This window comes from Actinomyces stomatis (assembly GCF_031292835.1).
GTDB classification, from domain to species: Bacteria; Actinomycetota; Actinomycetes; order Actinomycetales; family Actinomycetaceae; genus Actinomyces; species Actinomyces stomatis.
Window position 1 is genome coordinate 93,894 of record NZ_JASPEP010000004.1, and the last position, 24,086, is coordinate 117,979.

Genomic DNA, 24,086 nt, shown 5'->3' on the forward strand with positions numbered 1-24,086 from the left:
TCCTGTCAGCGGCCCGTGGTGAGATGGTCCCATGCCCCAGGATCCCGTCCGTCTCCTTCCGCCCACCGAGGTGGCCGAGCTGCCCGCCGCCGACGCCGATGGGCAACGGGTCCTGGATCGCGTGGCCGAGGGCTCCAACGTCGTCGTCCTGGGGGCTCCTGGGACGGGTAAGACCTCTCTGGCCCTCCGGCTGTTGGCTGAGGCGGTCGCCGGCGGCCGGGACGCCGTCCTGCTCGCCCCCACCCGTGCGCGGGCCGACTGGCTGCGTGGCCGAGCAGCCCACCTGCTGCGTGAGGGTCATGGCGACGGCGTCGTACGAGTGCGCACTCCCGCGGCCCTCGCCCTGACGATCCTGACCACCTCCTTGACCATGCGGCCAGACCCGCTGCCGCCCCCGGTTCTTCTGGCCGGGGCGGAGGAGGACTCCGCCCTGGCCTCGATGATCAGTACCGTCACCTGGCCGGGGCTGCCCACCGAGGCAACCGGGTCGCGTGCATTCCGCTCCGAGCTGCGCAACCTCCTGGCGCGCGCCGGAGAGCTCGGCGTCAATGCCGACGAGCTGGCCGACCTGGGACGCCGGCTCGATGTCCCCATCTGGGGGCCCGCGTCCCAGCTCCTGCGCACCTGGGACGCGCAGGGTCGGGCCAGCGCTGAGCGCAGGGCCCAGACCCGCAAGATGGACACGGCTCGTCTCCAGGACCGAGTCGTGGAAGCCCTGAGCTCCTGGGACTCCGACGCCGTCACGGCCCCTCGCCCCGTCCCGGACCTCGTCCTCGTGGACGACTATCAGGACTGCACGGCCGCCACCGCCAGGCTCCTGACGGCCCTGGCCACCCCGGATCCCGATGGGCATCGGGCGCAGATCGTGGTGCTGGGAGACCCCGACGTCGCGGTGGAGACCTTCCGCGGCGGCACCCCCAGCCTGCTCATTGAGGCCGAGGACCGCTCAGGGCTCGGAGCCACCCGCCTGCGGCTGACCACCTGCTACCGAGGCAACCCGGCCATCACGGCGGTGGTCGCCGACCAGAGCGCCCGGGTCCCGGTGACCGGCACGACGGCCCACCGGCAGACGACTCCGGCCTCCCGATCCGCGGCGAGGCCTTCCTCCGATGCGACCGGTGACGAGCGCCCGGCGGCAGCAGCCGGCGTCGAGGTGATCCTGGCCTCCTCCACCTGGCAGGAACATGCCCACGTCGCCCGGGCACTCAGGCTCGAGCACGTCCACCACGGCATCGCCTGGTCTCAGATGGCGGTCATCGTTCGCAGCGCCGCCGACGCCGAGACATTCGCCAGGGACCTGCGCAGACGAGGCGTGCCCCTGGCCTCCCGTACGCCCGCGGTACTGCTGCGCGCGGAACCGGCCGCGGCTGCGCTTCTGGACATCGTGCGTGCCGCCATCCGCGACCAGCTGGGTGGGCACGGTGAACCGCCTCAGCGTGACGCCGCCCACAACCTCCTCGCCAGCCCCCTGGTGGGGCTGACCACCATGGACCTGCGCCGACTGCGCCGCAGACTGCGCCAGGACCCGGAGGCCACAGCCACCCGCGTCAGTGGGACCGAGACCGGCGAGCTCAGCGCCCGTGCCGAGCCCACCGCCGGGACCGGGACTCGAACCGGTGCCGACGCCGCCCTCCTGACCCTGCTGGCCGACACCGAGCAGGCATCCGCCTTCGCCCGGTCCCTCGACGGGGAGCCGCTGAGCACCCAGGCGGACCGGCTCCTCACCGCGGCCCGGATCATTGCGGCTCTGCGCACTGCCACCGGGGAAACGCCTGCAGACGCCCCTCGCGATGTCGAGGCCCTGCTCTGGGCCGCCTGGAACGCCTCTGACCGGGCCGAGGCCTGGCGGGCCACCGCCCTGCTGCCCTCCGCAAGCTCCGTGCGATCACTCCTGTCCGAGGCCGCCGAGCACGACCTCGACGTCGTGACGGCCCTGTTCAAACGGGCCGAGGTCTGGGCCGAGCGCCATCCGGGCCAGGACGCCTCCAGCTTCCTGGCCGAGCTCGACGCCGAGGTCCTGCCCTCGGACTCCGTCGCCCCCCAGGGCCGGCGCCCGGAGGGCGTCGCCGTCCTGACCCCGGCGCGTTGCGCGGGCCAGGAGTGGGAGCTCGTCGTGGTCGCCGGGCTGGAACGGGACCGCTGGCCCGACCTGCGCCTGAGGGACTCCCTGACCCGCACCGGCCTCCTCGTCGACGCCGTCACCGGACGCCTGACAGCAGGCACCACAGCCCCGGGGGACGGGACCGGCGGCAGCGGCGCCATCGCCGCCGCCCGGGCACAGGTGCGCGCCGACGAGCGCCGCATGCTCATCATGGCCCTGTCCCGCGCCACAAGGCGCCTCCTACTGACGGCCACCGCCGACGCCGAGCACGCCCCCTCGCCCTTCCTGACCGAGATCGCCCACAGTGCCGGGATCTCCCTGACCGACGCCGACGGAGCCCCCCTCCTGAGCCCCGACACCGGGGACCTCACCCTGCGCGGCCTGGTGGGGGAGCTGCGCCACGCCGCCATCTGCGGGAACCTCGAGGGGGCCACCGACACCGAACGCCGGCGCGGCCGGGTCGCTGTCGACCTGCTGGCCGACCTCGCCCGCCAAGGCGTATCCGGTGCCGATCCCGCCACCTGGATCGGCGCGGCCGGCCCCACCTCCCACACCCCCCTCGTCGCCCAGGGGGAACGGATACGGGTCAGCCCCTCCGACGTCGAGGGTCTGGCCGCCTGCCCGCTCAAGTGGTTCCTGACCCGCAACGGCGGATCGGCGCCCGCCAGCGACGCCCAGGCCCTGGGCAGCCTCGTCCACGAGATCGCCGAACGGGCGGAGAGCGAGCACCTGCGCGGTCCCGCTCTGCGAGAGGCCTTCGAGGAACGCCTGACCGACCTGGGCTACCCCGCCACGTGGCAGGGGGGTCTGGCCACAGACCGTGCTCGTGCCATGATCGAGCGCCTCGACGCCTACCTGAGTGACTGCGACGCCCTGGGCGTGCGTGCCGACGTCGAGCAGCCCGTCCGTGCCGACGTGGACATCCCCCTGCGCGTCCTCAGCCCGGAGGTCCGCGAGCGGGCCGGCCTCCGCATGCCGGTGGAAGGGGCTGACGCCGTCCCGGTCAGGATCTCCGGGCGTATCGACCGTCTCGAGCGCCCCGGCGGCCGCACGGGAGACGACCCGGACGACCCCGCCGGTATCGGCCGGAACGGCACAGTGCGCGTCATCGACCTCAAGACCGGGCAGCGCGTCCCCAAGGACGTCCAGCGCCACCCCCAGCTGGCCACCTACCGGTTGGCCCTGAGCGCGCAAGGCCTCGACGTCGTCGGCGGAGCCCTCGTGCTCCTGGGCAAGGAGCCCTCCAAACGTTCAGGAGACGGCTACGTCCTGGCTCCGCCGGGCGCCGCCCTCGACCCCAGCCCCGCAACCACCGAAGCCACGGACGAGCCCACGGAGAAGGTGGGGGATAGTGAAGCGAACGGTGCTGCCCGGAGCCGTGAGGAGTACTGGGCCGAGGACCTCGTGGCCTCAGCAGCCGTGGCCGGAGTGGGCCCCGTGATCGAGGCCCGCACCGGCGAGCACTGCCGTACCTGCAGGGTCAAGGACTCCTGCCCCGTCCAGGTCGAGGGAAGGAGAGTCGTCTCATGACCCCCACCACCGGCTCGCGCGAGCTCACCCCGCAGGCCTTGGCGGCAGCGCTCGGCATCCACACGCCCACCCAGGAGCAGGCGCGCGTCATCGCCCACCGGCTCAGCCCCCTCCTGGTGGTCGCCGGAGCCGGCTCGGGCAAGACCGCCACCATGGCCCAGCGGGTCGTCCACCTGGTCGCCACCGGGCAGGTCCGCCCCGACCAGATCCTCGGACTGACCTTCACCCGCAAGGCCACTGCCGAGCTCGACCAGCGCGTCGCCTCCCGCCTGGCCGGGCTCAGCGCGGCCGGCCTGCTCCCGTCCACCGCGCCGGATGATGACAGCGGAGCGGGCGGCGCCGCTGACGCCACCGACGTCGGCGAGCCGATGATCGCCACCTACAACTCCTTCGCCGGCACCCTGGTGCGCGACCACGGTCTGCGCATCGGCGTGGACCCCGACTCGACCCTCATCACCCAGGCCCGCTCCTGGCAGATCGTCGCCTCCCTGCTCGAGGCGCGCACACTCCCGCTGCCCAACGAGAGCCTCAGCCACAACGCGAGCGCCACCCTGGTCCTGGGCGACGCCCTGAGCCAGAACCTGCTGACCATTGAGGACGCCGCCAAGGACCTGGCCGACCTGACCGAGCAGTTCACCGCCCTGGCCGCCATCAAGGGCTGCAAGACCCTGATCGGCAAGGCTCCCGCCGTCATGGCCGAGTGGGAGGCCCTGCTCGACGTCGTCGCCGAGCTGCATGAGCACAAACGTCGCCACGGCCTGCTCGACTTCGGTGACCAGATCGCCCTGGCCTGCACCATCGCCGAGTCCGTCCCCGAAGCCGCCGCCCAGGTGCGGGCCCAGTACCCCGCGGTCCTGCTCGACGAGTTCCAGGACACCTCGGTGGCCCAGGTCCGGCTCCTGTCCGCCCTCTTCGCCGACTCCGGGGTGACCGCCGTCGGCGACCCCCACCAGGCCATCTACGGGTGGCGAGGAGCGAGTGCCGGAGCGCTGGACACCTTCCACCAGCGCTTCAACCCCACCGGCACCGCGCGCCTCGACTCTGGGGCGTCACCGGCCGACGCCACCCCCGTCCTGGAGCTGTCGACCTCCTGGCGCAACGACTCCACCATCCTGGACGTCGCCAACGTCGTCTCCGGGCCCCTGCGCTCCGGCGTCGTCGAGGACGGGGACCCGGTGGGCGAGCACATCACCGTGGCCCCCTTGCGGGCCCGCCCCGCAGCCTTCGGCCTGGAGCCCGGGGCGGTGCACGGGGCATTCCTCCAGGACCCCGCCGAGGAGGCCCGCACGGTCGTCGCCTTCCTCTCCGAGCGCTGGTCTCCCAGTGCCGAGATGGCCGTCCTGTGCCGCACCCGGGCGCAGATGGATCCCATCGCCGCCGAGCTGGAGGAGGCAGGCCTGCCCTACACGATCGTCGGCCTGGGGGGGATGCTCTACGTCCCCGAGGTCGCCGACGTCCGCGCCCTGCTGACCGTGGCCTCGGACCCGGAGCGCGGGGACCGGGCGGTCAGGCTGCTGACCGGTTTCGGTATCGGCGCCAGCGACCTGCGCGCCCTGGCAACGCTGGCCCGTGAGCTCACCCGTCCCGCGCCCGAAGGCGGCCAGGAGGGACCGGGGGCTCACGGCGACCAGGTCGAGGCCGACTCCCCGCTGCTCAGCGAGGCCCTGGACACCCTGCTGCGATGGGATGAGGAAGGTGCGCAGGAAGAGGCTGCGGCGACCCGGGACCTGACCGAGGCCGGGCGGGCCGTCGCGTTGCGCACCGCCCGGGCGATCCGACGCATCCGGGAGGCCGTCTCCCTGCCTCTGCCAGACCTCGTGGCCCTGGCCGAGCAGGCACTCGACCTCGACATCGAGATCGCCGCCCGGGTCGGCCACCCGATGGGCCACCGAGCCCTCGACTCCTTCCACGAGACGGCCCGCGCCTTCGCCACGGACACCGACGCCCCCACACTCACCGGCTTCCTGGACTGGCTCGACGCCGCCGAGGAGCACGAGGACGCCATGAGCGCCCCCGAGGTCGAGCCCTCGCCCGGGGCGGTCCAGATCCTCACCGTCCACGCCGCCAAGGGCCTGGAGTGGGACGTCATCGCCGTCCCCGGCATGGACGAGCAGGTCTTCCCCTCCTACACCAGCGCCGTCAAGGACGATCTTCGTGTCGCGGAGACCGGCTGGATGGGCAGCACCTCAACCTTCCCCTTCCCACTGCGGGCCGACGCCGGCGACCTGCCCCCTTTCACCGTCGGGGACCTCGACCCGGCTGTCACGGACAAGCCCCTCCTGACCGAGACGATGACCGCCTACAAGGAGGCCCTCGGGCGCCAGAGCCTGCGCGAGGAGCGCCGCCTTGCCTATGTCGCCTTCACCCGGGCCCGCCACGAGCTCCTCCTGACCGGCTCCCACCTGTCCAAGACCGCCTCCAAGCCCCGCCGGCCCTCACGCTTCCTCACCGAGCTCCAGCGACGCGACCTCCTCCTTCCCTACGCGGACGGCTGGGTCGACTTCGATGAGTCCCGCCCCAACCCACTGACCGCACTGACCCAGGTGGGCACCTGGCCCCTCGACGCGGGCGGGATGGAGACACAGAGCAGCCAGACCCCGGAGACCACGGGGGAGGACGCACCGATCGCCGACCGGGTCGCCGCTGCGCGCCGGGCCCGGCACGCGGCCGCCGCCCAGGTCGCCGCGGCCATGAGCGGAACCGGCCCCGCCGAGGAGGTCCCTGTGCAGGCGGAGCCCGACGACGAGACCGTGCGGCGGTGGCGACTCGAGGCGGGACTCCTCCTGGCTGAGCACTCACGGGCCCTGAGCAGCGGACCTGCTGTCCGCCTGCCCGAGCACCTGGCCGCCACCCGCCTGGACGACCTGCGCGCCGACCGCCGGCAGTTCGCGCTCGACCTACGTCGTCCGCTTCCACCTGAGCCCCGCGCCGCCGGACGGCTCGGAACCGTCTTCCACGACGCCGTCGCCCAGCGCCTGAGCGCACGCGGCACTCTATTCGGCCTGGGGCAGGCTGGTGTCCCCGACAGCCTCGGGCCCAAGGACCGGGACCGCATCGAGCGCTGGCTGGACACCGCTGAGAACCTGCCGCTCCTGGAGGACTACATTCTGGCCGAGACCGAGACCGACCGGGAGATCACCATCGGCGCCACCACCCTGCGCTGCCGCATGGACGCCGTCTTCCGCCGCTCGGACGGGGCCGGGTGGCTCATCGTCGACTGGAAGACCGGGCGACGCCAGGTGCCAGTGGACCAGCTCAGCGTCTACGTCCATGCCTGGGCGGCCTCCCAGGGCGTGCCCACCGGCTCGGTACGCGCCGCCTACGTGTACGTCGACTATCCCGGAGGGCGCGTCGATGAGCTCACCGCCGCGGGCCTGCTCGACCTCGACCAGATCGAGTCAGCTCTGACACCGGGCTCCCCACCCGACGAGATGACACCTCTTCCCGCACCCGAGCAGCAAGGCTAACGTCAGCCTCAGGGCCGCCCGGGCTCGGCCGCTCGACCAGAGGCACGGCCGGTCCTGGCCCGGCGCACCGACTCTTCGCACCCGACGCCGCAAGGAGAACCCACATGCTGGTGACCTGGTCGATTGTCGCCTTCCTCATCAGCGCCCTGTGCTGGATCCTCGGCGACGCGCTCATCGTCGGATTCCGTCGGCCTGACCGGCACGAGCACGGCGAGTTCATCGACCTCATGGGAGACGACGCCTACGCCTTCTACACGCGCGTCAACGAGCCTCGCCTGCGATGGGGCGCGCTGGTCGCCAACTACTCCATCCCGCTCATGCTCGCCGGTCTCTATGCGCACTGGGCGCTGTTGCGCGGATCGCCGGTGGGGGTGGCGGGCGCGGTGCTGCTCGGCGTCGGGTTCAGCCTCTCGCCCCTGGCCCACGCCTCCTTCTACCCGCTCGCTCTGGCCTCGGAGCGCGCCCACACCGCCCATCAGGCGTACGTAGCCGCCAGGGCGGCGAGCAGCGGGAAGGAGGACAGCGAAGGGCCCGACCCCGCCGCCCTGGAGCACGCGCGCAGGCTCTACCGCTTCCTCATGCAAGCCTGGTGCCCCGCCATCGGGCTGACGGCGCTGGGCTGGCTCCTCGTCTGCATTGCTCTGGGCTCAGGAGCCACCGCCTTCCCTCGATGGTCGCTGCTCCTGACCCCACCGGTGCAGGCCCTCCCGTGGTATGCCCTCACCCGCCTGCCCTATCCCGGCAAGCCACTGCTGGACGGGGCCCTGTTCAACATCGTCAACCTGGTGTGGGCCATCGCCTTCCTGGCACTCATGAGCCACAACCCGCTGACCTGATCCCGGGCGAGGCGCCGACGCGGCGTCAGTCGTCCTCGTCGTCGACGCGCACCATGGCCACCGGGTTGGTGACGGCGTCGGGCTCAGCCGGTTCACGAACCCCGGGGACCGGCGCCAGTCGGGGTGTGGCCGGCTCCACCAGCGGGGCGTCACCCACCTGGGCGGCCAGGTCCTCCAACATCGCGACCGCGTCATTGATGACCGGCTTGTCCCCGGTCCTCACCCCGTGCAGCAGCCAGCGCGCCAGACTGAGCTCGCTGACCAGCTCGGCCCGCTCACGCAGGTGCCGGTCGACGCCCTCGGAGCGGGCGATGTCGTAGGCGTCCTCAATGGAGTCCAGGCAGTCCACCGGTGCCGAGGAGTACACCCAGGCCAGGTCCTCGGCCGGGTCACCCACATGCGCCTGGGACCAGCCCCGCACGGCGACCACCGTGCCGCCGGCCACCAGGACGTTCTCCTCGGCGAGGTCGCCGTGGACCACGGTGGGGCGGAAGCGCCACAGGGCGGTGTCCTCCAGCGCCTGCTCCCAGCGCCCCAGCAGCGCCGGCGGGGTCCTGCCCGTTGCGGCGGTGTCGTCCAGCAGGCTCAGCCAGCGCCGACGCACCTCCTCGGCGTCGTAGACCGGCATGCCCGCCTCGGAGATCACCGTCATGGCCAGCTCGTGGATCTCACCGAGCGCCTTGCCCAGGCCCGCCGACATCCCCGGCCCCGGTCGAAGCGTCTCCACCGGGATCGGCTTGCCCTCCACATGGGAGCGGACCTGGATATGGGCGTCCTTCTGCCGCAGGGACCCGGCGACGCGAGGAACATCGAAGGAGAGCCGTCCGTCGTCGACGACCCGGCCGATGCGGCGCAGCACCTCGGCCTCGGCCTCCAAGGAGGCGCCTACGGCATCGGTACGGGCCTCATGGACCTCCCAGTGCCGGCCCTGGGTGTCGATGACGCCGATGATGTGCCGCTCGGGAGTCTCGGACTGCGGAAGCGCCAGCCGAGTCGGGTTGAGGCCGCCGACGGCGACGCTCGCCATCGCGGCCAGGGACAGCGCGGAGTGATGGGGGCGGGGAGCCTCGGCGACCTGGGGCGCCGAGGCCCGCTGGCCGCCCCGCGCAGGGCCGGATGACGCCCCGGGCAGCGGAGCGACGACGACGGGGGCGCGATAGTCGTCGTCATAGCCGGCGTCCTGGTCATCGGGGGGACCGCTGTGCTCACTGCGGTCGTCGGCAGCTTGAGCCGCAGCACGCTCGACGTCGGAGGTCGCCTCGTCGGTGAGGCTGTCGACACCGCCGTCGACATCAGTGGTGCCGGGGGCGTCCGGGGACTGCGGAGGCTGTGACATGGTCCAACCGTAGGCGACAGGTCCTATATCTCGCAGGACAGCCGCGCCCGTCCGCTGGCGGCAAACGTCCGCAGCCGTGGGAGGCGGCTTGAGGAATACGCCATGAGGTCGAAGTTATCCACAGGTTCTGCGGAGGTGGTGGCTATGGAGCGACCAGGTGCCCTAAAGTTTATCCGTGACACTGGTCACCGACCGGCCGGTGTGTCACGGTTCAACGCAGAACCCCTGGTCGGTCCTCGCTCATCCTGACTCATCCCTTCACCCAACATCCACGCTGAGAGGCATCATGGACGCTGCCGATCTTCTCCTGACGGAGATTCGCGAGCTGGTGCGCGCTCGCGGCATCGACCCCCTCAAGGACGCCTCCGGCCTCGAGCAGCTCATCACCGAGGCCGAGGAGGACTATCTGCGCCGTTCCGACGCCGGACTCGTCCCGCCGCTCATCGATCCTCCGGGGGCGCGCTCCCACGTGCTGGACTCCATGGCGGGGCTGGGACCGCTCCAGAGCTACCTCGATGACGAGTCCATTGAGGAGATCTGGGTCAATGCCCCCGGCCGCGTCTTCGTCGCCCGCTCCGGACGCCCCGAGCTGACCACCACAATCCTGGAGAGCGAGGACCTCACCGTTCTGGTCGAGCGGATGCTGCGGGCCTCCGGGCGCCGCCTGGACCTGTCCAGCCCCTTCGTCGACGCCCAGCTCGCCGGGGGACAGCGGCTGCACGTCGTCATCCCGCCCATCACCTCCCAGCACTGGGCGGTCAACATTCGCAAGCACACCTCCCGTGCCTCACGCACCAGCGACCTCGTACGCATGGGGTCTCTGACCAGCCAGGTCGCCGCCTTCCTGGACGCCTCCGTACAGGCCGGCCTCAACATCCTGGTCTCGGGTGCCACCCAGGCCGGCAAGACCACGATGGTGAGGGCGCTGGCCGGAGCGATCCCGGGCGCGCAGCGGGTCATCTCCTGCGAGGAGGTCTTCGAGCTCGCTCTGCGCAACCGGGACTGCGTGGCGATGCAGACCCGGCCGCCCAACCTCGAGGGCGTCGGAGAGATCAGTCTGCGGCGCCTGGTCAAGGAGGCCCTGCGCATGCGTCCCGACCGACTCCTCATCGGAGAGGTCCGTGAGGCCGAGGCTCTTGATCTGCTCATCGCCATGAACTCCGGTCTTCCTTCGATGTGCACCATCCACGCCAACTCTGCTCGGGAGGCCGTCATCAAGATCTGTACGCTCCCGCTGCTAGCGGGGGAGAACGTCTCGAGCGACTTCGTGGTCCCCACCGTCGCCAGCGCCATCGACCTGGTCGTCCACCTCGACCTGGATCGCAGCGGGCGCCGCACCGTCCGAGAGGTCGCGGCCCTGTCCGGTCGGGTCGAGAACGGCATCATTGAGCTCTCCAACGTCTTCCACCGCGACCCCGCCGGCAACCTCGTACGGGGAGCCGGAGCGCCCGACGCCGCCGAACGCTTCAACCGGGCCGGTCACGACCTGACCGCCCTGCTCAACGCCCGCCCCGCCAATGCCCAGGAGGCCTACTGATGGGCGCCGTCGCCGGGCTCCTGGCCGGAGTCGGGATGCTCCTCATCTGGATGGCCTGCACCTCCGACCCGCCCCAGTGGCGGTCGAGGCGCTCCCGTCTCCTGGCCGACATCCTGGTCCAGGCCGGCGCCGGCCGCACCAGCCCCACGATGTTCGTCCTGGGCTCGATCGGTCTTGGGCTGCTCATCGGCCTGGTCTTTCTGGGAATGTCTCGGGCCTGGCCGGTGGCCCTCGCCTTCGCCGCCATCTTCACGTCCATCCCCTTCCTCATCATCTCCTCCCGAGCGCGCAACCGCCGTACCCGACTGCGCGAGGTGTGGCCCGAGGCCGTCGACACCCTCGTCTCCGGCGTTCGCGCGGGCATGAGCCTGCCGGAGGCGCTGACCAACCTCGGCGAGCGCGGACCGGAGGCCGTCCGCCCCCAGTTCCGGGCCTTCGCCGCCGACTACGCCGCCTCCGCTCGCTTCGACAGCTCCCTGGACCGGCTCAAGGCCCGTTTCGCCGACCCTGTCGCCGACCGGATCGTTGAGGCTCTGCGCCTGGCTCATGAGGTCGGTGGCACCGACCTGGGGACGCTGCTGCGCTCCCTGTCGCAGATGCTGCGTGAGGACATGCGCACCCGAGGGGAGCTCGAGGCGCGCCAGTCCTGGACCGTCAACGGTGCCAAGGTCGCGGTCGCCGCCCCGTGGCTGGTCCTGGCGCTGCTGTCCACCCGGCCCCAAGCGGCGGACGCCTATGCCACTACCGCTGGAGCCATCATTCTCCTGGTCGGCGCCGTCGTATCGGTCATCGCCTACCGGCTCATGCTGCGCCTGGGACGGCTCCCCGAGGAGGAGAGGACACTGCGATGAGCCCCATGAACGCAATGCTCACCGGAGGACTCGCCGGGCTGGTGGGGGCCGTGGGCGTCCTGAGTGTCATCTCAGCCCTCCGCCGGCGCCGGCCCACACTCATGGCCCGCCTGGAGCCCTACGTCCATCGCCGGCCCACGACCTCCGGCCTCCTGACCGCTCCGGCGGGGCCGGCCTCGGATGGCAGCACCGTCGTTGGTCTGCTCATGGCCTCCACGGCAGGTGCTCTCAGTCTCGGCAGGCTGATGGACTCCCTGGGGTCGTCGGCCGACTCGGTCCGGCGGCGCCTGACGCGGTCGGGCTCACCACTGGGGGTCGACCAGTTCCGGCTTCAGCAGGTCCTGTGGTCGACGACGGCGCTCCTGCTCGTCCTGGCCTCCGGAGGCCTGGTGGCCCTGGTCCGGGCCGTCAACGTGCCCGGGCTCGTCCTCCTGTGCCTCATGGCGACGGTGGCCGGGGCCGCTGCGCGTGACTGGTGGCTCGGCCGGGCAGTGGCGAAGCGGCTGTCACGGATCGAGGCGCAGCTGCCCGACGTCGTCGAGCTCCTCGCCCTGGCGGTGGGGGCCGGCCAGGGCCCGGTCCCGGCCATCGAGCGCATCGTCGCTCTTGGCCACGGAGACCTCGTCGACGAGCTGGGCACCACTCTGACCGACATTCGGTCCGGCACGGTCCTGTCCACCGCCCTGGACCGTATGGAGCGGCGAGTCGGCTCTGTCCACGTCACCCGGCTGTGCGAGGCGATCGTCGTGGCCCTTGAACGCGGTACACCACTGGCGGACGTCCTGCGTTCCCAGGCCACCGATGTGCGTGAGGCGGCGCGCCAGGACCTCATGGAGGAGGGCGGCAGACGTGAGATCGCCCAGATGGTCCCCGTGGTCTTCCTCGTCCTGCCCATCACCGTTGTCTTCGCCCTCTTCCCGGGGCTGTTCGTCCTCAGGCTGGGGGTGTGAGTGTCACTGTCGCCCTCCTGCGCCTCCAGAACCTGACCATCCATCATCCTCTCGCTCAGATCCCCCCCCGACAGCAAGGAGCAGTCATGAAGCGCCTCATCCCTCCCTCGTTTCGCCCTTCTCAACACGGTTCCCGGTCATGGCGTGCCGCCGGCGCGGCCCGGATCGATCTGCGCGATGAGCGTGGTGACGTCCCCGGCTGGGTCCTGGTGACCCTCATGACCGCCGGTCTCGTGGTGGCACTGTGGACGGTGGCCGGCAGCGCGTTGACCGAGGTCTTCCTCAACGCCATTGCGAAGGTGACCGGTGCGATCTGAACGAGCCCCTCGCCGAGGCGCGTTCCCGCGGGGCGGTTGCGCACCGCGTCGGCTGGTCCCCAACCGCCTCAGCGCGCAGAACGACTCGGGCTCGGCCGTCGTTGATTTCGTCATGGTCGGTGCGCTCGTCATCACCGTTTTCGTGGCGCTCATCCAGGTCGTCCTGGGGGTCTACGCCCGCAACGTCCTCACCGATGCCGCAGGCGACGGCGCCCGTCGAGCCGCTCTGGTCGGGGGCACGGAGGCCGAGGCGCGCCAGCGGGTACAGGTTCTGTCCGACGCCGCCCTGAGGCGCGGCTACGTGGACACCGTCACCGTCTCGCGGGTCCCCTCGGGTGAGCTGATGATCGTCGAGGTGACGGTGACCGCTCCCTTTCCGGTCCTGGGGCTTTTCGGACCCGGAGGGACGCTAAGGGCCACCGGGCACGCTGTCGATGAGTCCTCCTTGATTCGGGAGAAGTGAGTGCGGGTGATGTCCATGACCGGTTCACGGCGTCGCGGGCGCGGTGCCGTGTCGCGATTACCCAGGGTGATCCCGGACCTCGTGACAGCCGGGCAGCCTGTCAGCCGGCGCCGAGAGGCCCTGAGGGCAGGTGGCCGGAGCTTCCGGCGGCTCGTGATCCGGGAGGAGGGCAACGCGATCGTCGAGTTCATCGGGTGGAGTGCCGTCCTGGTGGTGCCTGTGCTCTACCTGGTGGTCACGCTTGCTCAGATCCAGGCCACGACCTTCGCCGTCGCCTCGGCGGCTGACGCCGCCAGTCGGGTCCTGGAGGTCGATGACTCGCCCTCCGCGATGGATAACGCGCAGGTGGCGATGCAGTTGTCCCTGTCCGATCAGGGCGTCGACGCCGATCCCTCCGGCTCCCTGTCGGTGAACTGTGCTCACGGCTGCGCCCGGGGGCAGCCGGCGACGGTCAAGGTCTCAGCCGGTGTGGACCTTCCGGGCTTCGCCTCGCTGGGGATCGGTCGCGACGTCGTCGTCGTGGACACTGAGCGCTCCATCACCCTGCCGGGCAAGGAGGAGCAGTGAACAGGGCGACCGGCCCCAGAACCGCTCAGCGGCGGGCCCGCGCCTTGGTGCATCGGTTACGCCGCGAGGAGGACGGGCAGACGCTTCTTCTGGGAGTCGGACTCATCTGCGTCGTCCTCGCGCTGCTGTTCGTCGCTGCCTCGGCGACCGCCGTCTACCTCGACCTCAAAACCCTCACATCGCTGGCGGACTCGGCCGCGGCCGCGGGAGCAGACAGCATGGATGCACACCCCTACTACGGGGGCGGCGCCACGGATACCGTACCGGGAGCCCTTACCGACATGGGGGTGAGAGGCAAGGCGGCCGAGGACCTGTCCGCCCAGCCGGCAGCCGCCAGGTTGGAGGGGATCACGATGATCAGTGCCGGAGCCGCCGACAGCCGGACCGCTGTGGTGACGCTGCAGGCTCGTTCCCGGCCGCCCTTCCTGCCCTGGGGGATCCTTCCGGCAGAGGGTTTCACCATCACCGCCACTGGCTCGGCCCGGATGACGACGACGCAGTGAGCCCACAGGGCTGACTGCGTCGAAAAGGGTAGGTGGAAGGTGAAGTGGGGAAGGAGGCCTGTGCCCTCAGGCCTGCTCGACGAAGCCTGCTGAGACCACGGAGGAGCGTCGGCGCGGGTGCATCCGGGACCACAGCTCCTCCTTCTGCCGGCGCGAGAACTGGGCGATGTAGGCCCGCTTCACCGTGAACAGGATGTTGAGACCCACCAGGAGGTAGAAGGCGTTGGCGATGACGCTGGGCCAGGCCCCGGAGCTTGCACAGTTGATCGTCAGCAGCACGGAGCCGGTGATGTTGAGGGCCTGGTACTTGAGTGAATCGCCTGCGATCGTGCCCTTGGAGACCAAGAAGTAGGCCACGAGGAGCTCAGCGGCACCGATCCAGCCGCCGATAGAGATGAGGGAGGAGAGCACGTCGTTCACGAGGACGATTCTTAGACACCCCCGGATGAAGGTCAATCGCATCTATCTGCATAAGGGATGTAGATTTACTTCATGCAGGTATTGCCTCAGAGACTCTCGGTTCTATTGGCCGTCCACCGAGCCGGAGGGGTCGTCGCAGCGGCAGATTTCCTTCATATAACGCCGTCGGCCGTCTCCCAGCAGATTCGCCTTCTGGAACGCGAGTGCGGCGCCCGGGTCCTGGACCGCACACCCGCCGGAGCCGTGCTCACGGCGGCCGGGAAGGTTCTGGCGGACGCTGCCGAGCGCATCGAGGACGAGCTGACCACCGTGCGCCGTGAGCTGGCGGACCTGGACGACTCCATCCCCTCCGGCGTGGTGCGTGTCGGGGGCTTCGCCTCCGCCGTCCGCGCGCTGCTCCTGCCGCTCCTGAGCTCCCTGGCGACCACCAGCCCGGAGCTGGAGGTGATCGTCGAGGAGGTCGAGGAGCGCAACGCCTTGTCCCGGCTGCGTCGGGGCGAGCTCGACATGGTCCTCATCGAGCGCGACGAGCACACGCTTCCCGCGGCGCCTCGGGGCATGACTGACATTCCATTACTGGACGAGTCCTGGCTCGTCGTCGTGCCGGCTGAGCAGGCGGCCCCCTCGACCTTGGCGGACCTGGCGCGCGCAACCTGGATCGATCTGGCTCCGGAGACCGCCGGCGCCTTCGCCCTGGACCGTCTGGAGCGTCAGCTGGGGGTGCCGTTGACCATGCGGCATGTCGCCTACGACTACGACGTCGTCCTGGCCATGGTCGGTCAGGGCCTGGGGTGCGCGCTCCTGCCCGAGCTGGCCGTCTACTCCGGACTCGTCCCCGATGAGGTCAGCGTGGTGCGCCTCCCCGGGCTGGGCGTGCGTCAGCTGGTGGTGCGCCACCGTTCGACCCGCACCGAGCCGGGTCCCGCGACACGCGCTGTGCTCGAGGCTCTGCTCGCCCAGGCCCAGGGCATTGAGCTGGGGTGACGGTCAACGGTGGTGTCGTCGATCCGTCTGAGCGGGCCGAGCCCGCCCTGACGGCGCCCCTCGCACGTTCTGCCGTAGACTTCCCTCCGTGGCCACTGACTTCTCCTCCGAGATCGAACGACTCCGACACACCTACGCCTCCATTGCCGCGGTGACCGACCCCGAGGCCCTGCGCTCCCGCATTGCCGAGCTCTCCGAGCAGGCGTCCGCCCCGGACCTGTGGGACGACCCCGACTCCGCCCAGGTGGTCACATCCGCGCTGTCCCACGCCCAGGCCGACCTCAAGCGGGTCGAGAGCCTGGGGGAGCGCATCGAGGACCTCGAGGCGATGGTCGAGCTCGCCGGTGAAGAGGAGGGGGAGGACGCCGCCGAGATCCTCGCCGAGGCCGAAGCCGACCTGTCAGCTATCAGCAAGGACCTTTCCGACCTGGAGATCCGCACGCTGCTGAGCGGCGAGTACGACCCGCGCGACGCCGTCGTCACCATCCGCTCGGGCGCCGGCGGTGTGGATGCAGCTGATTTCGCAGAGATGCTCCTGCGCATGTACACCCGCTGGGCCGAGCGGCACGAGTACTCCGTCAAGGTCCTCAACACCTCCTACGCCGAGGAGGCGGGCCTGAAGTCGGTCACCTTCGAGGTTCACGCCCCGTACGCCTACGGGACCCTGAGTGTCGAGGGCGGGACGCACCGCCTGGTGCGCATCAGCCCCTTCGACAACCAGGGCCGCCGCCAGACCTCCTTCGCCGCCGTCGAGGTCATCCCTCTCATCGAGTCCACCGACCACATCGACATCCCCGAGACCGACATCCGCATCGACGTCTTCCGCTCCTCGGGACCCGGCGGGCAGAGCGTCAACACCACCGACTCCGCCGTGCGCATCACCCACCTGCCCACGGGGCTGGTGGTTTCCATGCAGGATGAGAAGTCCCAGATCCAGAACCGCGCCGCCGCCATGCGCGTTCTCCAGTCGCGCCTGCTTCTGCTCAAGCAGCAGGAGGAGGACGCCAAGAAGAAGGAGCTCGCCGGGGACGTCAAGGCCTCCTGGGGGGACCAGATGCGCTCCTACGTCCTCAACCCCTACCAGATGGTCAAGGACCTGCGGACCAACTTCGAGGTCGGTAACCCCGACTCGGTGTTCGACGGCGACATCGACGGCTTCATCGACGCCGGCATCCGCTGGCGCAAGCAGCAGGAGACCGCAGAGGACTGAGCGGCTCGCTTCATTAGAAGCGTCACCGGAGTCAGGGATCCCCCGGAGGGATCCCTGATTTCTTTTCCACGCGCCCCTGATTCCTTCAAGGTTCGATTGAGGGCACAAAATATGAGGCGTACCGTGAATTTTATGAGCGCATCACATGAAAAACCTCGGTCGGTGGAAGTATCATCAACATTCTCGTCTCTCGAGTCCTCGGATCTCAGTGGGGATCGATCGGATCAAGGTCATCACCTCACTGTGGGCGGCAAGGTTCTGCGCATCGTGATTGCCTTTGTGATGATGTTCGCCTGCGCGCTCGCTCCGCCTTTACTGAAGCAGATTCCTGTCATCCACTCTTTTGCTCTCGCACATGAGAATCCCGATGATCTCGTGGAGTCATTCGCGGTGGGGGCGTGTGTGTTGCTGATCTATGGGGCGGCGGTGGTGGTCGCTCTTACCCTGTGTTATGTCTTGGGTCGCACGCTTGACCGAGGCCGGCATGTCAGTATGGGCCTGCGCATCGACAGACGTGCGATGCTTTGGCTGGCAGGGATGATTCTGGCTGCGCTCGTCGTAGACCTTGTGGTGGCCAGCATGCTTCAAGTGTTCGGGTTTGCCGGTGGCGACCAGTCGGTACCCCAGAGTCCACTGTGGCTCGCGATCGTCGAGTCCTTCTCCATAGCCTTCCTTCTTCAGGGAATTCCTGAGGAGGTGATTTGGAGAGGCTGGCTCTTCTCCTCATTGGGTGAGGCGCGTTTCGCAGCAGTGTCCAGCGTTCTCGGATTCACCGTTCTTCATCTCTTGTCCCAAGGAGGTCAGCAGAATCTTCTCGAGCACCTCACGTATCTCGCTCCACCGTGCGGATTTGCGGTGACAGCATTGATTGTTCGAACGATCTCCGGGTCGACCTGGGCGGCCATCGGCGTGCACGGGGGATTTCATGTGGCGAACGACTTGTTGTCGGATCGGTTGCATCTCCCCGTTGGGTCGATCACCTGGGTGCTCCAAGGTTTGATCTGGGTCGCGGTCGGTCTCCTCATTCTCGTGTTCCACCGCCGTCGTCAGCGGCTGGCGGCGTTAACAGACCGGACACGTTGACCCCCTCCATCTCCAGGAGCCGTTCCTTGCGGTCAACCCCTCCCGCGTAACCGCGCAGGCTCCCGTCGGAGGCGAGCACACGGTGGCACGGCACGATGAGAACGATCGGATTGCGCCCGACCGCGCCACCCACGGCCTGGGCGGACATCTGCTTCCGGCCGGTGCGGCGCGCAACGTCGGCGGCGATGCCGGCATAGGTGCTGGTGGCGCCGAAGGGGATGGACAGCATGATGGAGGTGACCGTCTTTTTGAAGTCGGAGCCCTCGATGCTGATCGGCGGAGTGAAACCCGGGTCAGCACCCCCGAAGTATGCGTCGAGCCACTGGGCCGTCTGTGTGAAAACAGGTAGACGGGGCTGGAGTACCGCGTCGTCGTCGATCGTCGAGCGGTCGTACTTCTGACCGTCGAACCACAGGCCCGTGAGGTGCTCGCCATCGCTGGCCATGGTCATGGCGCCAAGGGGTGACTCGTAATGGCTGAGGTAGTGCATCTCTTCCTTCTTCTAGTTCCGCTTCTTGCTCTTGGTGGCGTGTTCGGACGCTGATTCTGCCTCTGCCCGGTTCCACAGGTGCATGACGGCGTAGGCCCGCCACGGTTTCCAACATTCAGCCAGGGTGAGGATCTTCCCCGGGGGCGGGGTTCCCAGCGCCTTTCTGACCTCCAGGTCGGTGGCGAGGAATGCATCGGGCCAGGCCAGGCAGCGCATGGCGATATAATTGGCGGTCCAGGCTCCAATGCCCGGGATCTCCATGAACCGAGTAACTGCGGCTTCAGGGTCGGGGCAGCAGGAGGCGTCGATGATGCCAGAACTCATCATCGCGGCCAGGCCGTGAATAGCCCGTGCCCGGGCAGCAATGATGCCGAGCGGTCCTAGATGCTGCTCGATCGCACCGTCGAGGTTGAGGAGCTCCTGAACCATGGGGAAGGTCGTGGTCAGTCCGTCGATTCCGGTGTCCACGGGCGAGCCAAGGGCCTGGACGAGCCGACCGGCCAGTGTCCTGGCCGCCTGGACCGTGACCTGCTGACCCAGGACCGCGAGGACAGCGGTTTCGAAGGCGTCGAAGCAGCCCGGCACACGTGTGCCCGGGATGAATGGTCCGAGCGTGGAGTCGTCCATGCTTGTGAGTGCGCGAGCCACGGTATCGGGCTCGCAGTGGAGATCGAACAGATTCTTGATCCCGTCCAGCACCACCGGTAATGCGGACAGCAGTGAGGCGGAGACGGTTACCGCCAGCCGATTGTGCTCAGAGTCGTTGCCCACGGCCACCCAGCCGGTGAGATCACGTCCTGAGGAGCGCAGGCGGATCGTCCTGGCGTAACGATCGTCTTCGACCTTCTCGACGCCGGGGATGGCTCTGCGTGCCAGGAACTTCAGCATGAGGTCCCAACGGTATGGGGGACGGTACCCCAGACTGAGCTGGACGGTGTCACCGTCGGCCCTGTTGAGCCGTGCTTGGCTGCGCAAAGCGGTGGGCGTCAGCCGGTAGCGACGTCGGAACACCTCGTTGAAGCGGCGCAGGCTGCCGAACCCCGCGGAGTAGGCCACGTCCACCACAGATAGGTCCGTGTCGGTCAGAAGACTCTTGGCCAGCAGAAGTCTGCAGGTCTGGCGGTACTCCACGGGACGCACGTGATAAGCGTCCTCGAAGACACGGCGCAGGTGGCGGTTGGAGCAGCCCAGATGACGGGCGATGTCCGTCAGGCTTCCCTGAACACCACAGTTCCTCTCGATGTACCGTGCTGCGGCGCGAGCTAGTGACGCTGAGGAGTCCACGGGGGCGTACCCGGGTGCCAGCTCGGGCCGGCACAGCAGGCAGGGGCGGAAACCCGCCTGTTCGGCCTCGGCTGCCGTGGCGTAGAAGGAGCAGTTGACCGCAAGCGGTTTCCGCGCCCGGCACACTGGGCGGCAATAGACACCGGTCGTTGCGACCCCAACGAAGAACCGTCCGTCGAATCGGGTGTCCTTGGCCAACAGGGCCTTATACAGCGATTCGTTGTCCAAATCCGGCATGATCCTCCTCAGAAACGTTCCAAGCATGGCATCGGGGTCTGAAGGAGTCCGGCCGTTTTCGGACATTGATGTCCAGCCGTTGACGCGCTTCTGGTTTAGGCGGCACTGTCTCCTCCCGGTTCGCCGGCGAGTGGTCCGAGAACATGAGCGTCCTCAGCGGGGAGCCGTGGATCCGCGTGCACCGTCTCACCTCCGCCGTCGTCGCCATTGCTCCAGGGCTCCCTTAGGCTTGGCCACGGTGCGCACGGAGGGGACCGGTCGGTCGCCGTCGTCGCGCAGAACCTCCGCTCACACCCTGACGAAAGGCGCATACGAGCAGTGGCTGAGTACATCTACCAGATGATCAAGGCGCGCAAGGCCCACGGGGACAAGGTCATCCTCGACGACGTCACCATGGCCTTCCTCCCCGGAGCCAAGATCGGCATGGTCGGCCCCAACGGTGCCGGCAAGTCCTCCATCCTCAAGATCATGGCCGGCATCGACCAGCCCTCCAACGGCGAGGCCCGCCTGACTCCCGGCTACAGCGTCGGCATCCTCCTTCAGGAGCCCCCGCTCAACGAGGACAAGACCGTTCTGGGCAACGTCGAGGAGGGCGTTGCCGAGATCAAGTCCAAGCTGGACCGCTACAACGAGATCAGCGCCGCCATGGCGGACCCGGACGCCGACTTCGACGCCCTCATGGCGGAGATGGGCACTCTCCAGGACGCCCTGGACGCCGCCAACGCCTGGGACCTCGACTCCCAGCTGGAGCAGGCCATGGACGCCCTGCGCTGCCCCCCGCCGGACGCCGAGGTCAAGAACCTCTCCGGTGGTGAGCGCCGCCGCGTCGCCCTGTGCAAGCTGCTCCTCGAGGCCCCGGACCTCCTCCTCCTGGACGAGCCCACCAACCACCTCGACGCCGAGTCCGTCCTCTGGCTCGAGCAGCACCTGGCCAGCTACCAGGGTGCCGTCATCGCCGTCACCCACGACCGCTACTTCCTCGACCACGTCGCCCAGTGGATCGCCGAGGTCGACCGCGGCCACCTCTACCCCTACGAGGGCAACTACTCCACCTACCTGGAGACCAAGGAGAAGCGCCTCGAGGTCCAGGGCAAGAAGGACGCCAAGCTCGCCAAGCGCCTCAAGGAGGAGCTCGAGTGGGTGCGCTCCTCGGCCAAGGGACGCCAGGCCAAGTCCAAGGCCCGTCTGGCCCGCTACGAGGAGATGGCTGCCGAGGCCGAGCGCACCCGCAAGCTCGACTTCGAGGAGATCCAGATCCCGCCGGGGCCCCGCCTGGGCAACCAGGTCCTGGAGGCCACCAACCTCAACAAGGGCTTCGACGGGCGCACCCTCATCGACGGGCTCTCCTTCACCCTGCCGCGCAACGGCATCGTCGGGGTCGTCGGCCCCAACGGCGTTGGGAAGTCCACCCTGTTCAAGACCATCGTGGGCCTGGAGCCGCTCGACGGCGGAGACCTCAAGATCGGCCAGACCGTCAAGCTCTCCTACGTCGACCAATCCCGCGCCGGTATCGACCCCAAGAAGACCCTCTGGGAGGTCGTCTCCGACGGGCTGGACTACATTCAGGTCGGCAACGTGGAGATGCCCTCGCGCGCCTACGTCGCCTCCTTCGGCTTCAAGGGAGCAGACCAGCAGAAGCCGGCCGGCGTGCTCTCCGGCGGTGAGCGCAACCGCCTCAACCTGGCCCTGACCCTCAAGCAGGGCGGCAACCTCATCCTCCTGGACGAGCCCACCAACGACCTCGATGTCGAGACCCTGGGGTCCCTGGAGAACGCCCTGCTGGAGTTCCCCGGCTGCGCCGTGGTCATCACCCACGACCGCTGGTTCCTCGACCGCGTGGCCACCCACATCCTGGCCTGGGAGGGAACTGACGAGAACCCGGCCAGCTGGTACTGGTTCGAGGGGAACTTCGCCTCCTATGAGGAGAACAAGGTCGAGCGCCTCGGCCCCGAGGCGGCCCGCCCCCACCGGGTCACCTACCGGAAGCTGACCCGCGACTGAACCCTGAGCGATCGAGCTCCGGCTCGAGCCGCCGTCTCAGACGGATATGCCATTCCCACAGCCGACTGGCTGTGGGAATGGCATATCCGTTATGGGCGATGAGGGTGCCTCGTCATGGTGCCTGAAGCCGTCGCCGCCGGAGACTCGGAGGCACTCCTCAAGAGCGGTGGCGTCGACGTCGGAGCGACTAGATGCATAAAATTGAGCACTATAATGGTTGGGGTAGGCGTTCGTCAATGGGGGTCGACCGCTCTGGTGAGTTTCAGAAGGCGGATTCTATGGTTATTTCAGGCGGCGACCTCACGTGGTCAGGGTGTCGCCTCACATACTCCGCCACTTTGAAAGGACAATCATCATGGGTACGACAATGGCTCGCCGTATCGCAAGTGCCGGCTCACTCATCCTGCTGACCGCAGGCGCTCTTCTGATTCCGACTTCGGCAGCAAGTGCTGCTGAGAGGGACGGTGTCTGTGACGTTGGAGAGGTCTGTCTCTACTACAACAGCAACGGGGAGGGCTCGCTTTCTGATTTCAGCGGCTCCATCCCCAACTACGGTGGCAGTCAGCCCAACTGCTATGAGTTCAAGGGGTCTGGAAATGGGCAAGGCAAGTGCGTGAAGAATAACGCGGCCTCGGTCTGGAACCGGACGGGCCGGTCGGTGACAATTTACTACAACTCCAACCACTCAGGACCTAGTCAGACGATCCCTGATGGTGAGCCGGTGAACCTCCGACCTGAACTCAAGAATGAGAATGCGTCGCATGAGATTAACGACAACGTTAAGTTGTGCGTGAATGGGAACTGCCCCGTATAGTCTGGGCTGAGCTGATGGAGTGTCGTCAACAGTGGTGCCAGCCGACGTCAACAGATGTCGGCTGGCACCACTCTCGTCATCCACACTCCCGTGGTGTCTTTTTCGCTTTGCCCGGTAATATTGGTCGTGCTGAGAGTGCTTGCTTGGAGGTGTCCTCATGGGTAGAGAGACATCGGGGCTCATCCCCGAAGAAGGCGTCACCGGGAGAATTCCATTCGACGGGCAGTGGCTGACTGAGATCAGCCCCACGCGCCGCGTCCCGAGCCACGGGACCGATCTGTTCGCCACCACGTACGCGCTCGACTTCCTCGCCGTCGACGATGACGGTCGCACGGCGCCTAAGCGCAGCCTGCGTACGGTCTTCGCCACCGAATCGCCAGAGCTCTTCTACGCCTTCGGGCGCCCCCTGTACTCACCCGTTGCAGGAACTGTGGTGTCTGCTCACGACGGCGAACCCGACCATGAGGCGCGCCGCTCCATGCTGACACTCATCCCGCACGGATTGAGCCAACCCCGGCGGATTCGGCGGGGACTGACCGCGATCCTCGGGAATCACGTCATCATCCAGGTTACGGGCAGCCCTTATTACGTTGGACTCGTGGACCTTCAGCGAGGGTCTGTTCAGGTGTCGCCAGGTGAGCGGCTGCGCGCCGGCGATCAGATCGGCAGATGCGGCAACTCCGGGAACTCCACGCAGCCCCATCTCCACATTCAAGCCATGGACAGCCCTGATGCCTATGCCGCCAAGGGGGTGCCGCTCCGGTTCGAGGAGTTCCGGCAACGCAGCCCGCAGCAAGATGCTCCCTGGGAGTTTCGCCGGCAGTCGTGCCCCGAGCAGGGCTCGATCATCGCTCAGCCTTGAGGCGACGCTACAGAATGAGCCTCGGATCCGGCGGATGTCCCCTCGTGGGGCCGCCGCGCCCTGATCGTGGCAAGAAGCGGGGATCGGCCTACGGCGCAGTACGCAGTTCCCGCTCGGAGACGTACTTCTCCGGCGAGGACTGCATTCTCCTGCAAGCCTCTGAGATCCGGCCGCAGTCGTGTGGGGGAGAAGTACGTCCTGGATGGACAACGCAGTCCCCAACCCGCACCATTCCGGTGTCCA

The 24,086-nt window shown here is 68.6% G+C and carries 20 protein-coding genes; 16 read left to right on the forward strand and 4 right to left on the reverse strand.

The window, feature by feature from the left end; genetic code table 11:
- Positions 1 to 31: 31 nt before the first annotated feature.
- The 3 genes from RIV12_RS04025 to RIV12_RS04035 all read left to right on the forward strand — a co-directional run bounded on the left by RIV12_RS04025 (position 32) and on the right by RIV12_RS04035 (position 7,934).
- Positions 32 to 3,631: a PD-(D/E)XK nuclease family protein gene (locus tag RIV12_RS04025; RefSeq protein WP_309322302.1), complete on the forward strand. Its 3,600-nt coding sequence runs from the start codon at positions 32 to 34 to the stop codon at positions 3,629 to 3,631.
- Positions 3,628 to 7,098 (forward strand): ATP-dependent helicase, encoded by a 3,471-nt coding sequence (locus tag RIV12_RS04030; RefSeq protein ID WP_309322304.1) that lies wholly within the window; start codon positions 3,628 to 3,630, stop codon positions 7,096 to 7,098. The genes RIV12_RS04025 and RIV12_RS04030 overlap by 4 nt, the downstream gene beginning before the upstream one ends.
- Positions 7,099 to 7,202: 104 nt before the next feature.
- Positions 7,203 to 7,934, forward strand: coding sequence for a hypothetical protein (locus RIV12_RS04035; protein WP_309322306.1), 732 nt, complete (start codon positions 7,203 to 7,205; stop codon positions 7,932 to 7,934).
- A gap of 25 nt (positions 7,935 to 7,959) precedes the next feature.
- Here RIV12_RS04035 and RIV12_RS04040 read toward each other — a convergent pair whose 3' ends face one another.
- Positions 7,960 to 9,270 (reverse strand): phosphotransferase, encoded by a 1,311-nt coding sequence (locus tag RIV12_RS04040; RefSeq protein WP_309322308.1) that lies wholly within the window; start codon positions 9,268 to 9,270, stop codon positions 7,960 to 7,962.
- 286 nt (positions 9,271 to 9,556) lie between these two features.
- Here RIV12_RS04040 and RIV12_RS04045 point away from each other — a divergent pair, with 286 nt between their 5' ends.
- From RIV12_RS04045 to RIV12_RS04075, 7 genes are all read left to right on the forward strand, one after another.
- Entirely contained in the window at positions 9,557 to 10,807 is a 1,251-nt protein-coding gene (locus RIV12_RS04045; protein WP_309322310.1) for a TadA family conjugal transfer-associated ATPase, read from the forward strand.
- Entirely contained in the window at positions 10,807 to 11,658 is an 852-nt protein-coding gene (locus RIV12_RS04050; protein WP_309322312.1) for a type II secretion system F family protein, read from the forward strand. Before RIV12_RS04045 ends, RIV12_RS04050 begins: the two co-directional genes overlap by 1 nt.
- Positions 11,655 to 12,608: a type II secretion system F family protein gene (locus tag RIV12_RS04055; protein ID WP_309322314.1), complete on the forward strand. Its 954-nt coding sequence runs from the start codon at positions 11,655 to 11,657 to the stop codon at positions 12,606 to 12,608. The genes RIV12_RS04050 and RIV12_RS04055 overlap by 4 nt, the downstream gene beginning before the upstream one ends.
- Positions 12,609 to 12,694: 86 nt before the next feature.
- Positions 12,695 to 12,925: a hypothetical protein gene (locus RIV12_RS04060; RefSeq protein WP_075418702.1), complete on the forward strand. Its 231-nt coding sequence runs from the start codon at positions 12,695 to 12,697 to the stop codon at positions 12,923 to 12,925.
- Positions 12,915 to 13,388 (forward strand): TadE/TadG family type IV pilus assembly protein, encoded by a 474-nt coding sequence (locus RIV12_RS04065; protein WP_075418701.1) that lies wholly within the window; start codon positions 12,915 to 12,917, stop codon positions 13,386 to 13,388. Before RIV12_RS04060 ends, RIV12_RS04065 begins: the two co-directional genes overlap by 11 nt.
- A gap of 153 nt (positions 13,389 to 13,541) precedes the next feature.
- Positions 13,542 to 13,955 carry a hypothetical protein gene (locus RIV12_RS04070; RefSeq protein ID WP_309322316.1) on the forward strand — a complete coding sequence of 138 codons (414 nt, stop codon included), beginning with the start codon at positions 13,542 to 13,544 and terminating at the stop codon, positions 13,953 to 13,955.
- A complete protein-coding gene (locus RIV12_RS04075) occupies positions 13,952 to 14,458 on the forward strand; it encodes a glycosyltransferase (RefSeq protein WP_309322318.1) in 507 nt (168 codons plus the stop codon). The genes RIV12_RS04070 and RIV12_RS04075 overlap by 4 nt, the downstream gene beginning before the upstream one ends.
- Positions 14,459 to 14,524: 66 nt before the next feature.
- On the opposite strand, the gene RIV12_RS04080 is transcribed toward RIV12_RS04075, so the two are convergent.
- Positions 14,525 to 14,878 carry a CBU_0592 family membrane protein gene (locus tag RIV12_RS04080; protein WP_428978910.1) on the reverse strand — a complete coding sequence of 118 codons (354 nt, stop codon included), beginning with the start codon at positions 14,876 to 14,878 and terminating at the stop codon, positions 14,525 to 14,527.
- Positions 14,879 to 14,950: 72 nt separating this feature from the next.
- On the opposite strand from RIV12_RS04080, the gene RIV12_RS04085 reads away from it, so the two are divergent.
- From RIV12_RS04085 to RIV12_RS04095, 3 genes are all read left to right on the forward strand, one after another.
- On the forward strand, positions 14,951 to 15,862 hold the full coding sequence (locus tag RIV12_RS04085; protein ID WP_075418697.1) for a LysR family transcriptional regulator: 912 nt from the start codon (positions 14,951 to 14,953) through the stop codon (positions 15,860 to 15,862).
- Positions 15,863 to 15,950: 88 nt separating this feature from the next.
- A complete protein-coding gene (gene prfB, locus RIV12_RS04090) occupies positions 15,951 to 17,072 on the forward strand; it encodes a peptide chain release factor 2 (protein WP_075418696.1) in 1,122 nt (373 codons plus the stop codon).
- Between the two features lie 243 nt (positions 17,073 to 17,315).
- Positions 17,316 to 18,155, forward strand: coding sequence for a CPBP family intramembrane glutamic endopeptidase (locus tag RIV12_RS04095; RefSeq protein ID WP_075418695.1), 840 nt, complete (start codon positions 17,316 to 17,318; stop codon positions 18,153 to 18,155).
- Here RIV12_RS04095 and RIV12_RS04100 read toward each other — a convergent pair.
- Together RIV12_RS04100 and RIV12_RS04105 are read right to left on the reverse strand one after the other, a co-directional pair.
- The gene (locus RIV12_RS04100) at positions 18,094 to 18,645 is read right to left on the reverse strand and encodes a methylated-DNA--[protein]-cysteine S-methyltransferase (protein WP_309322322.1); all 552 of its coding nucleotides are present in this window, start codon (positions 18,643 to 18,645) and stop codon (positions 18,094 to 18,096) included. The genes RIV12_RS04095 and RIV12_RS04100 overlap by 62 nt on opposite strands.
- A gap of 12 nt (positions 18,646 to 18,657) precedes the next feature.
- Positions 18,658 to 20,166, reverse strand: coding sequence for an AlkA N-terminal domain-containing protein (locus RIV12_RS04105; protein WP_309322324.1), 1,509 nt, complete (start codon positions 20,164 to 20,166; stop codon positions 18,658 to 18,660).
- A 318-nt stretch (positions 20,167 to 20,484) separates the two neighbouring features.
- Here RIV12_RS04105 and ettA point away from each other — a divergent pair, with 318 nt between their 5' ends.
- The 3 genes from ettA to RIV12_RS04120 all read left to right on the forward strand — a co-directional run bounded on the left by ettA (position 20,485) and on the right by RIV12_RS04120 (position 23,843).
- Complete coding sequence (ettA, locus tag RIV12_RS04110) at positions 20,485 to 22,167, forward strand: energy-dependent translational throttle protein EttA (protein WP_075418693.1); 1,683 nt, start codon at positions 20,485 to 20,487, stop codon at positions 22,165 to 22,167.
- A 355-nt stretch (positions 22,168 to 22,522) separates the two neighbouring features.
- Positions 22,523 to 22,981, forward strand: coding sequence for a peptidase inhibitor family I36 protein (locus RIV12_RS04115; protein ID WP_178388863.1), 459 nt, complete (start codon positions 22,523 to 22,525; stop codon positions 22,979 to 22,981).
- A gap of 157 nt (positions 22,982 to 23,138) precedes the next feature.
- Positions 23,139 to 23,843: a M23 family metallopeptidase gene (locus tag RIV12_RS04120; RefSeq protein ID WP_309322327.1), complete on the forward strand. Its 705-nt coding sequence runs from the start codon at positions 23,139 to 23,141 to the stop codon at positions 23,841 to 23,843.
- Positions 23,844 to 24,086 lie beyond the last annotated feature (243 nt).

Excerpts from the sequence above, each read along its gene's own strand:
- RIV12_RS04025 (WP_309322302.1), top strand. The coding sequence starts at position 32 with ATGCCCCAGGATCCCGTCCGTCTCCTTCCGCCCACCGAGGTGGCCGAG.
- RIV12_RS04030 (WP_309322304.1), top strand. The coding sequence starts at position 3,628 with ATGACCCCCACCACCGGCTCGCGCGAGCTCACCCCGCAGGCCTTGGCG.
- RIV12_RS04035 (WP_309322306.1), top strand. The coding sequence starts at position 7,203 with ATGCTGGTGACCTGGTCGATTGTCGCCTTCCTCATCAGCGCCCTGTGC.
- RIV12_RS04040 (WP_309322308.1), bottom strand. The coding sequence starts at position 9,270 with ATGTCACAGCCTCCGCAGTCCCCGGACGCCCCCGGCACCACTGATGTC.
- RIV12_RS04045 (WP_309322310.1), top strand. The coding sequence starts at position 9,557 with ATGGACGCTGCCGATCTTCTCCTGACGGAGATTCGCGAGCTGGTGCGC.
- RIV12_RS04050 (WP_309322312.1), top strand. The coding sequence starts at position 10,807 with ATGGGCGCCGTCGCCGGGCTCCTGGCCGGAGTCGGGATGCTCCTCATC.
- RIV12_RS04055 (WP_309322314.1), top strand. The coding sequence starts at position 11,655 with ATGAGCCCCATGAACGCAATGCTCACCGGAGGACTCGCCGGGCTGGTG.
- RIV12_RS04060 (WP_075418702.1), top strand. The coding sequence starts at position 12,695 with ATGAAGCGCCTCATCCCTCCCTCGTTTCGCCCTTCTCAACACGGTTCC.
- RIV12_RS04085 (WP_075418697.1), top strand. The coding sequence starts at position 14,951 with ATGCAGGTATTGCCTCAGAGACTCTCGGTTCTATTGGCCGTCCACCGA.
- RIV12_RS04100 (WP_309322322.1), bottom strand. The coding sequence starts at position 18,645 with ATGCACTACCTCAGCCATTACGAGTCACCCCTTGGCGCCATGACCATG.
- RIV12_RS04105 (WP_309322324.1), bottom strand. The coding sequence starts at position 20,166 with ATGCCGGATTTGGACAACGAATCGCTGTATAAGGCCCTGTTGGCCAAG.
- RIV12_RS04115 (WP_178388863.1), top strand. The coding sequence starts at position 22,523 with ATGGGTACGACAATGGCTCGCCGTATCGCAAGTGCCGGCTCACTCATC.
- RIV12_RS04120 (WP_309322327.1), top strand. The coding sequence starts at position 23,139 with ATGGGTAGAGAGACATCGGGGCTCATCCCCGAAGAAGGCGTCACCGGG.